This is a genomic window from Vibrio sp. QJM3NY_21, assembly GCF_057785975.1.
In genome coordinates this window covers 3,388,556-3,401,077 of the sequence record NZ_CM173513.1, presented here as the reverse complement: position 1 = coordinate 3,401,077, position 12,522 = coordinate 3,388,556, and the positions used below count along the sequence as shown (strand labels likewise).

General features: G+C 45.8%; 10 protein-coding genes. 7 read left to right on the top strand and 3 right to left on the bottom strand.

All coding sequences use genetic code 11. The features are described 5' to 3' along the window. The first annotated feature begins 9 nt into the window (after positions 1–9). The 6 genes from dapF (at position 10) to AC3CID_RS15220 (ending at position 8,558) form a co-directional block, all read left to right on the top strand. Positions 10–840, top strand: a complete 831-nt coding sequence (gene dapF, locus AC3CID_RS15245) for a diaminopimelate epimerase (protein ID WP_004736615.1) — start codon at positions 10–12, stop codon at positions 838–840. 44 nt (positions 841–884) lie between these two features. Beyond that, positions 885–1,583 (top strand): DUF484 family protein, encoded by a 699-nt coding sequence (locus tag AC3CID_RS15240; protein WP_488526728.1) that lies wholly within the window; start codon positions 885–887, stop codon positions 1,581–1,583. Continuing rightward, positions 1,552–2,484, top strand: a complete 933-nt coding sequence (gene xerC, locus AC3CID_RS15235) for a tyrosine recombinase XerC (protein WP_114634116.1) — start codon at positions 1,552–1,554, stop codon at positions 2,482–2,484. The genes AC3CID_RS15240 and xerC overlap by 32 nt, the downstream gene beginning before the upstream one ends. A 15-nt stretch (positions 2,485–2,499) precedes the next feature. Next, positions 2,500–3,216 (top strand): 5-amino-6-(5-phospho-D-ribitylamino)uracil phosphatase YigB, encoded by a 717-nt coding sequence (gene yigB / locus AC3CID_RS15230; protein WP_488526727.1) that lies wholly within the window; start codon positions 2,500–2,502, stop codon positions 3,214–3,216. A gap of 170 nt (positions 3,217–3,386) precedes the next feature. After that, on the top strand, positions 3,387–5,885 hold the full coding sequence (locus AC3CID_RS15225; protein WP_488526726.1) for a bifunctional diguanylate cyclase/phosphodiesterase: 2,499 nt from the start codon (positions 3,387–3,389) through the stop codon (positions 5,883–5,885). Positions 5,886–6,077: 192 nt separating this feature from the next. Then, positions 6,078–8,558 (top strand): bifunctional diguanylate cyclase/phosphodiesterase, encoded by a 2,481-nt coding sequence (locus AC3CID_RS15220; RefSeq protein ID WP_479301358.1) that lies wholly within the window; start codon positions 6,078–6,080, stop codon positions 8,556–8,558. A gap of 180 nt (positions 8,559–8,738) precedes the next feature. On the opposite strand, the gene AC3CID_RS15215 is transcribed toward AC3CID_RS15220, so the two are convergent. Next, positions 8,739–9,335: a tRNA-uridine aminocarboxypropyltransferase gene (locus AC3CID_RS15215; RefSeq protein WP_488526725.1), complete on the bottom strand. Its 597-nt coding sequence runs from the start codon at positions 9,333–9,335 to the stop codon at positions 8,739–8,741. Between the two features lie 2 nt (positions 9,336–9,337). Continuing rightward, positions 9,338–10,882, bottom strand: a complete 1,545-nt coding sequence (locus AC3CID_RS15210) for a COG3650 family protein (protein WP_488526724.1) — start codon at positions 10,880–10,882, stop codon at positions 9,338–9,340. A 39-nt stretch (positions 10,883–10,921) separates the two neighbouring features. Between AC3CID_RS15210 and AC3CID_RS15205 the strand changes: the two genes are divergently transcribed. Beyond that, positions 10,922–11,389 (top strand): EVE domain-containing protein, encoded by a 468-nt coding sequence (locus AC3CID_RS15205; protein WP_017096078.1) that lies wholly within the window; start codon positions 10,922–10,924, stop codon positions 11,387–11,389. An 87-nt stretch (positions 11,390–11,476) separates the two neighbouring features. On the opposite strand, the gene AC3CID_RS15200 is transcribed toward AC3CID_RS15205, so the two are convergent. Further along, positions 11,477–12,304, bottom strand: coding sequence for a Cof-type HAD-IIB family hydrolase (locus AC3CID_RS15200; protein WP_114634112.1), 828 nt, complete (start codon positions 12,302–12,304; stop codon positions 11,477–11,479). Positions 12,305–12,522 lie beyond the last annotated feature (218 nt).

Genomic DNA, 12,522 nt, shown 5'->3' with positions numbered 1-12,522 from the left:
TTAAGCGTTATGCACTTCCACTTTTCTAAAATGCATGGTTTGGGCAATGATTTCATGGTCGTGGACTGCATTACTCAAAATATTTTCTTTTCTCCAGATTTGATCCGTCGTTTGGCGGATCGTCACACTGGTGTGGGTTTTGATCAGCTACTTGTGGTTGAGGCTCCCTATGATCCAGAAACTGACTTCCATTACCGCATATTCAATGCGGATGGCAGTGAAGTGGAGCAGTGTGGCAATGGCGCTCGTTGTTTTGCACGATTCGTTCGCATGAAAGGCTTAACGAATAAGTACAGCATCAACGTGAGCACCAAGAAAGGAAAAATGGTTCTCAAGATTGAAGACAATGACCAGATCACTGTCAACATGGGCATTCCTGAGTTTGAACCTGGCAAAATCCCATTCAAGGCAAAGCAGCCTGAGAAGACGTATATCTTAAGAACGGATGTACATACCTTGTTCTGTGGTGCCGTAAGTATGGGTAACCCGCACGTGGTTACCGTTGTTGATGATGTCGATACTGCAGATGTGGAGACCTTAGGTCCGCTTCTCGAATCACATGAACGCTTCCCTGAGCGTGTTAATGCTGGCTTTATGCAAGTGATTAACCGTGAAGAGGTTCGCTTGCGTGTTTATGAACGCGGTGCGGGTGAAACTCAGGCGTGTGGCAGCGGTGCATGTGGCGCGGTTGCGGTTGGTATCAATCAAGGTTTGCTGGCTGAGAACGTGAAAGTTCGTCTACCTGGTGGTGATTTGCAGATTAGTTGGCAAGGTCCGGGTAAACCTCTGTTTATGACTGGCCCGGCAACCCATGTGTTTGATGGTCAACTTTCTTGCTAATAAACATTCATAACCAATAGATTCATAAAAATAAAGGATAGGTTTTGTCTTACGTTCAAGCCGACGCACTCACCGCAGAAGTGGTCGCGGAATATTTACGTGATAACCCTGATTTTTTCCAAGACAGGAAAGGTTTGGTTGATCGCCTTGCTATCAATAATGTTGAGCAGGGTGCTGTTTCTCTGGTGGAGGTTCAGCTTAAACGCCAACGCCACCGAATCGAAGAGCTAGAGGAAGAAATCACTGGCTTGATGTCGTTGGCAGCGAATAACGATAAAACCTTCTATGAATTTATGGATCTGCAAGCTCACGTGCTGAAATGCAGTGACTTTATGCAGGTTATCAAGGCTGTTGAACAAAAAGCGTTAGATTTAGGGTTGAAGGCCCATGTACGAATTCTCTCGCAACCTGGCTTTTATAAGCTGAGTGAAGAGCGCTATTCGAAGTTTTCGATCAACCATTTCAATGGTAAAGATGCTTATCTAGGACGCTTGAGAAAAGCCGACAGACACGATTTGTTTGGTGATTTCCAAGTTCCAGAGCTAGGCTCTTATGTAGTACTACCACTTGCTAAGCAGTCTCCATTGGGTTTGCTTGCCTTTTCTAGTGAAGATGGCGGACATTTCCAACCTCATATGGATACGCTATTTTTACGCCATTTAGCACTTGTTGTGTCTCATTTGGCGGACACCTTACCTTGGCAGATAAATAATGAGCCTAGAGCCCAAAATACCTCTTCCTAACAGCCTTCAAAAGCCACTTTCTCGCTTCTATGAATATCTCAGAAGCGAGAAGGGACTCAGCCTGCACACCCAACGTAATTACAAACAACAACTTGAAACTATGGCTTCTCATTTGGTCACACTTGGACTGAAAGATTGGGGCCAAGTAGACGCGGCGTGGGTAAGACAACTTGCCAGTAAAGGCATGCGAGAAGGAATGAAAGCGAGCAGTATCGCGACGCGCTTATCGTCACTACGCAGCTTCTTTGATTTCCTTGTGTTACGTGGCGAAATGACTGCAAATCCAGCCAAAGGGGTTTCTGCACCTCGCAAACAGCGTCCTTTACCTAAAAATCTCGATGTCGATGAAGTCGGACAGTTGCTAGACGTGAATGAAGACGATCCATTATCGATTCGTGATCGAGCGATGATGGAGGTGATGTATGGTGCAGGTTTACGCCTCGCTGAACTGGTTGGCATCAATCTTAAAGATGTGCTGGGCCGGCAAGGCGAAATCCGAGTGATTGGTAAGGGCGACAAAGAACGCAAAGCGCCGTTTTCAGGACTGGCTAAAGAGTGGGTCGATAAATGGCTCAAAGTGCGCGGTGATCTTGCTTCCCCGGGAGAAAAGGCCCTGTTTGTGTCCAAGTTAGGGACCCGGATCTCTCATCGCAGTGTTCAGAAGCGCATGGAAGAGTGGGGTAAGAAGCAATCCGTCGCGAGTCATATTAGCCCGCATAAACTGCGTCACTCCTTTGCAACTCACGTGCTTGAATCGAGCCAGAATCTTCGTGCTGTCCAAGAGTTGTTGGGGCATGAAAACATCTCGACAACCCAAATTTATACTCACTTGGACTTTCAACACTTAGCACAAGCTTACGATCAAGCTCACCCAAGAGCGCGTAAGAAGAATAAAGATTAGATTAAAGGTTTTACTATGCGAATTTATCGAGGGTTGAAGCCCATCAAAGCCATGACCTTTGACTTGGATGACACCCTGTATGACAACTGGCCTGTGATCATGAAGGTAGAAAAAGAGATGGCGCAGTGGCTTTACCAAAAGCACCCAGTGTCGGCTTCTTTATCGCTTGAAGTGTGGCAGGGCATTAAGCAGCAAGTCGCCTCTGAAAACCCAGCTTTAAAGCATGATGTTACCGTTTGGCGTGAAACACAGATTAAGAGTGGCTTACTGCAGTTGGGCTACTCTCAGCAGCAAGCTGAACAGGCGGCTCGTGAGGGGATAGAACATGCTTTGTGGTTGCGCAATCAAGTCGATGTTCCTCAAGAAACGCATCGAGTGATGGCAGAACTTAGCCAACGCATTCCTTTGGTTGCGATTACCAATGGCAATGTCGATCCACATAAAATTGGTTTAGGGCAGTATTTTCAACGAATCCTTAAAGCTGGCCCAAACGGTAGAGCAAAACCTTACCCAGATATGTTTGATAAAGCGCAACAATACTTAGATGTTGATGCCATCAACATTCTTCATGTCGGCGATCACCTTAGAACGGATGTTTACGGAGCTAAGCAAAATGGCTTCCAAGCATGCTGGTTTAATGACATTGGTTCCAATTTATACCTCTCTTCGAAGGCGAGTGTGCTGCCTGATGTTGAAATAGAGCAACTTAGCGATCTCATGCGACTAATTTAAAGACCTCTGTAAGCTTATTGTGTCGCATTTATGATATTGAATTGTTACATTAGTCGCAATTAAATGCCTGTTTAGGCTAGGATAATTGGCGACTACTTTTTATCGATTCATTTCAGTCATAGCAGTGGTTGCGGGTTCTTCACTTCACTCTATTTCGATCAAGGGTTGGCATGCAAACATTTACATTTCTCGCAAATACTGAGGAGCTATTTAAATCTCAATTTGATCAGCGAGAGTGGTGTGACAGCAAACAATATCTTATTCAACTTTTCTCTACCCAATCTTCTGATATGGCTCGTCGAATCGCGAGTGTTGCTCTCAATCGCCTAAGCAATGCCACCTTAATTGGCCAGAGTGCTCGTCATGTTATCTGTGACAATTGTCTTGAGAGTCGTTGTACCTTAATCATTATCAGTGAGTTTAATGAAACCCGTTTAACCTCCGCGGTTCAGCCTTTTACAGGCAACCCAAACCAAGACAGCCAAGAGCTCGCTTCTCAACTAGAACTCTCGAAAGATGCTAAAACAGTCATCAGCCTATGCGATCAGGTTGAAGGTCGTGATTATCCTATCTATAGCGCCTTTGAAAACCTACCCTACACATTGCCTGTTGCTGGTGGCTTGTGTCATGAGAATGAATACGGGCGTTGGGTTATGCATAACGAACAGACCTACCAACACGCTTGTGTGGCGGTGGCTCTGACTAACCCCAGATTGAAGGTTTGGTCAGATGCCTATTCTGAGTGGAACCCGATCGGGATGAAGCTGCGAGTCACTCACGCAGTGGGTAACCGTTTATATGCGTTGAATGACAAGCCGGCTATCGACGTATTCAAACATTACCTTGCAGATGGCAAAGACCTTCCTTTCAGTCAGCTGATGAGTTTTCCGCTTTATCGGGAGCTTGGCAGAAAGAAGGGCATATCGACACCGCTGCGTATTAATGATGATGGCAGTATCGAGTTTGATAGTCCTTGGCATGTGGGCGAAGAGGCACAGTTTTGTTATAACCATCCTTCTTTGACCGCAGAAAAAGTGCGTCACGGCGCTGAGATGCTTGCCATGCATCAGCCGGAATCGGTGATCATCTATAACTGCGTCTCTCGACTTGAATTCATCGACAGTAAACTTGAGCTCAAGCCATTTGAGGGGATAGTAAACGCGTGCGGCGCATACTGCATGGGTGAGCTATACCGCAACGACGATCGCCAAGAGATACTGCATCACAGCCTCACCTATATTGCGATGAGAGAGTCGGACGAGATTAATGAGTTTCGTTGTGATGATTTCCAGCGTGACTCAACGGTATCGCCACTGCTTAATCTCGTCAGAAATGCGGTAGCTGATCTCGACAGTATGAACACGCAGATGGAGAAAAAACTTCATCAACAGGCGCGTCGTTTAACCGAAAGCTACCGTATTGATTCCCGCACCGGGCTGCCCAACCGTATCGTGTTAAAAGAGCGCCTCAATACGATTCTCTTCAGTGAGCACTTACTGACGTTAAAGCTGACTAATTTCCATCAAGTTAACGAGAAGTATGGTTACCAAGTGGGTGACCAGCTGTTACTTGATCTGTCTAATCATTTTGTCGAGCGATTACACCTTAGTGTGGCTAAAGAATCTCAGGTGAAAGTAGAGCTGTTCAGCATTGGTATCGGTGAATGGGCGATCATTTTTAACGCCAATGTTGGCTGCGATAAGATAGAACAACGTTTCGTTGAGTTTGCTGATGATATTGAGCACATCAATTTTGAGCCGTATGGCTTGGCTGATATTGATTATCTGTCAGTTTCTCTGTGTGGCGGCTTCGCTAGTCGTTGCGATTTCCTAACTGATAGCGGTGATGAGATCTTATTGAAAGCGATCGAAGCTCGACGTTATGGGGTCAGGAATAACACTCACATCACCAATGCTAAAGACATTCAGGTGAGTGAAGAAGATCGTAAAGAGCAACTTGGCTGGCTGAGCTGTGTAAGTCGTGCGATTTTAGATCAGAACATCATCACTTATTCCCAGCCAATTGTGGCGTCCGGTACTCACGAAATGATTGGCCAAGAGTGCCTGGTCAGAATCATGGAGTCAGACGGTACCATTGTGCCACCAGGTAAGTTCTTGCCTATCATTGCCGACACGCACCTTTACACTCGCCTCAGCCGACACATGATTAAGAACACCATTGGTTATATGGCGGATAAGCAAAGCTCATTTTCTATCAATCTATCCCCACAAGATTTGTTGAGCGACAAGACGCTTGAGGTACTCGAGACCGCCATCAGTGCTATGAACGATCCCACTCGACTTGGCCTAGAGGTTCTTGAGTCTGAGCAGATTAAAGATTACGGTCGTATGATTGAGGTGTGTGATCACTTCCGTGCTCTTGGGGCGAGAATCATTGTTGATGACTTTGGGTCTGGCTATTCCAATATTGATGAGATCATTAAGCTTGAGCCGCAGATTATCAAGCTCGACGGTAGTCTGATTCGCAACATCGACAAAGACCAAAAACAAAGAAATATCGCCTCTCAGTTGGTTCGCTTATGCCAGGTGTTTAATGCGCAAACCGTCGCTGAATTTGTCCATAACCAACAGGTTTGTGAGATAGCAGAGCAAATGGGTGTCGATTATCTGCAGGGTTACTACTTTGGTGAGCCTAAGCGACTGTTTTAGTTGTTAAAGCTTTCCTTATCCTATTGTGACTTGCTTTAAAAAGTGTTCTGCCGCTATTGGTGACTGTTTTGGATGGAATCAATGATGTCTAACTAACGTCACATTATTTATAAGACGATCGTAAGTATTCCGTGCAAGCCTTATCTATAATAAGCACAATAACCAATCATTAACGTAACGATTAATGTGAATATGCAATCGACCTCTCTCCTGATACAAGATATAAAGCAAACCCAGCGTGAATTGCAAAAGATAGATTTTCATCAACATGAAGACCTACTGATTCAGGTGTTTTCTTCTTTCGAGAAAGGTTCGGTTTTGGCTGCCTGCCAAGTGATTCAAGCGACTTTCCCTAATGCTAGGCTGATTGGCTGTAGTGCAAACCACTACATCAGCCAAGGCGTCATCCTGCATCAAGGTCTCTATCTTATTGTCACTCGCTTCGATGCGACCTCTTACACTTGTGGCGTTGTCGAATACAGCAAGCAACCACTATTAGATAGTCAATCGATGTGGCAGCAGCTTGAGTGTAATACCAATACTCAAAATATCATCTGTTTCGCCGATCGCTTGCAGATAAACAACCGCGACTTATTTTCAGCGTTTGAACAATCGAGATATTCATTGCCTATTTGTGGCGGTGCATCGACCATCACAGATAATGGGCGATGGGTAATGCTAGAAGGCATTTGCTATGAGAATGCTTATGTGATGTTGGCGTTGCACAGTGTCGAGCTCGTAACCACCAAGGGTTATTACACCGAGTGGAACCCTATTGGCCGCACTTTTCGTGTCACTGGTGCTCAAGATAACCGGTTGGCTGAATTGGATGGTATGCCTGTTCGCGATCTTTATAATCGCTACCTTGCTGATGGCCTCGAAGTACCTTTCGAGCAACTGCATAATTTCCCCTTGATGGTCGGCGACCCGAAAGAGCAAAACATTCACTTGCCACTCAAGGTGAGAGAATGTGGAGAGATAGAATTTAGTGGTCATTTTCAGATTGGTGATGAGGTCAGGTTTTGTTACGACCACCCTTCACTGACCTTGGAGCAGATCCGACTCGGTGTTCAACAGATTGCCTCTCATAGACCGGAGCAGTTTTTTATCTACAACTGCACCTCTCGTATCGATTTTATTGATGGTAACCAAGAAGTAGAAGTCTTCCAGAAGCTCGCAGACACCTATGGTGTGTACTGCATGGGAGAACTCTATCAAGATCGTGGCCAACAACGAATCCTGCATCATAGCCTCACTTATCTCGCGCTTAGAGAAGGTGAAGGCAAGGCTGTACAGCCATTAGAGACACAACCCACGACCAACATATCGCCTCTGTTTTCATTGATTCGAAATGCACTGCTTGATGTTGATGACATGAACAATAGCATGGCGAGTAAGATTCAGCAGCAAGCGACCGCATTGACGGCGAGCTACCGAATTGATCGTCGCACTGGGTTACCCAATAGAAGTGTACTGCGTGAGAAGCTGTCACAAATGAGCTCTGACAGTCATTTGTTGGCTTTGAAGGTCACCACATTTGGTCAAATCAATGAGAAGTATGGTTATCGAGTAGGTGACAAACTTCTGCATGATCTGAGTGAGTACTTTCAGAAAGCACTGTGGCAGTTTTTTGATGAGGGTTGCCAGCTCTACAGTATTGGTATTGGTGAGTGGGCGGTGGTGTTTGATAGTTGGGCCAGCCAAGAACACATTCATCAGCGTTTCTCTGAATTTTCAGATCAAACCGAGCATGTTAATTTTGAGCCGATGGGGCTACCCGATATCGATTATCTTTCGGTTTCGGTCTGCGCAGGTGTCGCGAGTCGTCGCGATTTCCCTACGACCTCCATTGATGATTTATTACTGAAAGCGATTGAAGCTCGACGCAGCGCGGTGAGTCAGAATAAACATCTGGTGAGTGCCAAGGCGTTAATTCAATTAGAGAAGCATCGCCAAGAACAACTCGGTTGGCTATCGTGTGTCAGCCGCGCGGTGCTCAACCAAAATATTGTTGCTTGCTCGCAACCCATTGTATCGGCGCATAGTCATCAAGTAGAAAGCTACGAGTGCTTGGTTCGAATCGAAGAAGATGGTCAGCTGATCGCTCCGGGTAAGTTCTTACCAATCATTGAAGGAACCCACCTCTATACGCGCCTGAGTCGCCAAATGATAACGCGCACTTTTGATTTTATGAGCCAAAGAACGGACTCGTTCTCAATTAACTTAGCGCCACAAGATTTCAGCAATGAGAAAACCATTTTACACCTTGAGCAAGCCATCAAAAAAATCAGTCACCCACAGCGTATTGGTTTAGAAGTGTTGGAAACCGAGCAAATTCAGGATTATGGTCGCTTGATCGAGGTGTGTAATCACTTCCGAGATCTTGGTGTGAATATTATTGTCGATGACTTTGGTTCAGGCTATTCGAACATTGATGAGATATTGAAACTGGAACCACAAGTGATAAAGCTTGATGGCAGTTTAATTCGCAATATCGATAAGGATAAAAAGCAACGCAAGATAGCGCAACAGCTGGTGAGCTTATGTCAGATTCTGAATGCTAAGACGGTGGCTGAATTTGTTCATAACGAACAGGTGTGTCGAATCGCAGAGGATATGGGGGTCGATTATTTGCAGGGTTACTACTTTGGTCAGCCTCAACGCTTATTCTGATAGGGAGAGTAAAATCTCTTTTCAGCGAACAGCCAGCGTGTGCGTTTCACGTGAAACACTAAATGGTTCAATAGATTAAAGTACGATGTGAAAAGGGTGAGCTTACGGCTCACCCTTTTTGTTTTTAGTATCTGTCCCGCCCTGAAATGTGCTTATTGCCTTCTTACGCTCCTGCTTGATCTATTTGAGAGCGTGGCCACATTTGTCGGCGTGGAATACTTTTAGATACTGTTGGTAGTAGTCATCAATGAGCTTGGCAGGTTCACTTTCACCTAAAGATTTGAGTAACTCAATACCCACTTCGCAAGTACACAGATGGCCACTGTCTTGATTGCGGCGCAAGGTGTAAGAGGATTCGCTGGTAATGTTGAGGTGAACTTGTGGGACAGCTTGTAACCACGAGCTCTTGTTAAGCATCTTCTTCGCTTCTTGCCATGTGCCATCCAAGATAATGAATAGCGGTTTTCGACTCATGGCTTGGGTCGTCATTGCTTGCTGACACTCGATGCTTTGATCACTCGGGAATAAAAGAAACGGTTGTCGTGTTTCATCTTCAAGCAGCGCCATTAGCTTGGCTGGTGGTGCTTTCCTTTGCCACAGAATGGACTGACACTGCTCAAGGGATTGCTGAAGCAACTTTCCGGTGTTGGTGTCTCGCGACAGCTCATTCTCATGAGTCAGTAGTACAAGATCGGTTTGGCTTTCAACCGTCGGTATTAGATGACAAACGCACTGGTGAGTGAAGCCACAACCATGGCAAGCTTGTTGGTTACTCATCTTTACAGCTTAACTCCACTTTGTGTAGGTGATACACCATCAGCAAACAAAACCACATCGCTGATATCAGCATCATCCGCAATTGGAGCAACACTTGGGTTGAGTGGGTAGCTCACACCAGAGTATGACAATGTGTGTTTCGCAGGTGTTGCACCGCCGCCGCTGACATTGAAGATCAGATCTTGCCAACCGTGGTTTTGTGATTTACCTAAGCGTATGTCGCCCTTAACCAATGTCACTCGACTATTGAAGCGCCAGTTATCTTGATGATTTTCAAAAATAAGCAGTGTACAGCCACCAGAGCCACACCAATCGAGCTGGGCAAACAGTTCTTCCTTACCATCGCCATTTAAGTCGTAGGTTAACCAGCGGTACTTGGTATCGTCAGGTGAGCTGTTGTTGATCTTAAAATACTCACGGATCGCTTGGTCGACTTTTTGATCAAGTTGATCACTGGAGTTCACCTGCTTTGCGGTTAGATCAACGTTAGCGGTGGTGTTTACTTGCGCTTGTGCATTCTTAGCTTCGAATAGCACCAGACCGCCATTGGCAATCGGGTAGACAACGTTGCCCACTTTCTCTTTTTCAGCGACCAGCTTGCCGTTATCGAGCGTGAAGATGCGCTCGGAGATTAAATACTGTTGCTGGTGGCGAGTCATAACCACTTGTACCTGATTTTGGTTCAGTTGCTGCCAGAAGCCTTGTTCAACAATAGAAGGGTCGCCATTGCTGTACGAGTATGTCGTAATGGTGCTGTGGTCATCGTTGAGCTCAAGGTTGATAGAGAATCCAGTGTTCTGCGTTGAGCTAGCGAAGTAGAGTCCGCTCCAGTCCAATGTTGGATCTTGGTTAGAGACCGTTGCACAGCCATTATAGTTACTGTCATTGAGGTTAAGCTTGGCATGCCATCCATAGATAGAATCGCTCATGCCGTCGCTGCAACTCTCTTTTGTAAGGTTGAGTTTGCCTTGCGCTGCTTTACCTTCTAATTGGTAATCACGACTGCTTGGTGTGGTGCGGCTTGATTCAATATCGAGGATCTGTGGCTGCTCGCCCATCTTAGTGTATTTGAGCTGGTCCTTATCGAAGCTTGCTGACCAGAAAGGTTCATTGCCGAATACACGTGTTGAACGCAGGGGTTGGTCACAACGATCAGGGTTTTCTGCGGTGAGGATATTCACTTGATCAACCACGAAACGTGCCGTGAAATCTGCGTTATACCCTGTTTGGCTCGGTACGGTTAGATGACCAATCAGCTCGCCGTATAAGGCTTGGTAAGGTCTCGTTGAGAGCCCTTGCGCTTCTAATGCGAGTTCTGGCGTTAAATCTAACCAGTATTGTTGTTGGCTACCGCAAGGGGTGAAGGTTCGGCTTTCATGGCCAACCACCACCTGGCCACGCATGATGAAGGTTTGCGGTTGAATGCTTAGTGGCTCATCCAAGGTTGCTGGTGGTAGTTCTGGCTTTTGGGGGGAATCTGGTGCTGTGACACAGCCTTGTAGAGCGAATGCGACTAGCCATGTCACTGGGTTTTTCATTACCTTCATGTTATATCTTCCTCGGAGCAACCGTTAATTGGATTTATTATGGCATATTGGTTATTTAAAACAGAACCTGACACCTTCTCTATTCAGACTCTGAGAGTACAAAAAACCTCTTGTTGGGAGGGTGTACGCAACTATCAGGCTCGAAACATGATGCGCGATGACGTTAAGCTTGGAGACCTGGTGATGATATACCATTCATCATGTAAAAAAGTGGGCGTCGCGGGGATCGCTAAAGTAACCAGAGAAGCCTACCCAGACCATTTTCAATTCGATCCAGAAAGTGATTACTACGATGCCAAGTCTTCGCCAGACAACCCACGTTGGATAATGGTGGATGTCGAGTTTGTGCGAGTGACTGAGCGCTTAATTCCTTTGGCAACGCTTAAAGCGATGCCTGAGCTAGCAGAGATGCCGTTGGTTAAACGGGGCAATCGCTTATCCATCATGCCGGTTACAGAGCAAGAGTGGCAGGCGATCTTAAGCAAAGAAGTGCTAGGTTCTCGTTAGCGTTAGAGAGAGCTTTTTACGTAAGGTTCAAAAAAGGCAGCCATTGGCTGCCTTTTTATTTATTCAGATCTCTTCGACGAGATGAGGTTAGAGCAGGTGCTTTTCTAGGTAGTGCGCAACGGCGTCGTCTGCGCTGCTGCCAATCACTTCATTGTCTGGCAAAGCTTTAAATACTTTCTCATGCGATGTACCCATCACTAAGCCTTTGCCTGCCATAGCCAGCATCTCGGCATCGTTCATTCCGTCACCAAAGGCAATACAGTTATCCAGTGTCAGGTTCAGTGACTTCGCGACAGCGTCTAAGGCATGGCCTTTAGAAACTTCAGCGGCCATCACTTCTAAACACCAAGGCGTTGAAAAGGCGATGTTCAGCTTGTCGCCAAAAGTATCTCTTAGCTTTTGTTCAAACGTGACGAGATATTCGTGGTCCTGTTCTGGGTGAGTGAAAAAGACTTTCGCAATACCTTCGCTTGGTGCATTTTCTGCTTCAAAGCGCTTGTAGCTAAAGCCAGACTCACTGTGGAATTTTGCCAGCATTTCGTCTTCACGGTCCAATAGCCAATCTTCATTCTGGTACATGTGAATAAAGAGATTTGGATCTTGGCGAACAATATCGATAACAGGTTGAACGAGTTCCTGAGGCACGTTCTGGCTATACATCAGTTGATCGTTCTGGTCATGCACGCGTGCACCGTTTGAAGTGATCATGTACGCCGGAATACCTGCGATCTGACGAATACCCGCCACATCGACGTGGTGACGACCCGTAGCGAAGATAAAGGTATAACCTTGGTCGTGTAATTTCTTAAGTGTTAGCTTGGTAAAGTCGCTGAGCTGATGGTTGGGAGCCAAAAGCGTACCATCTAAATCAGAAGCAACAATTTTCACGGAATCTTTTAGTGCAGGAATACTCATTTAACCCTCATTGCAAAAATGCTTAACCAATATCGACGCTAGCCAACGCTAGAATCGTTTTAACTACAATATCTCTAGGTAGAAATTGTATGCCAATTTCATGCAAGAAAAGAGGGCAAAGCTCACTTACTTCTCTTCCTCTTTAGCACTTATGTTCTTGGTCGGTTACTCAGCTTATTCGCTTATTCGCTTATTCGCTTATTCGCTTATTAGTTTAT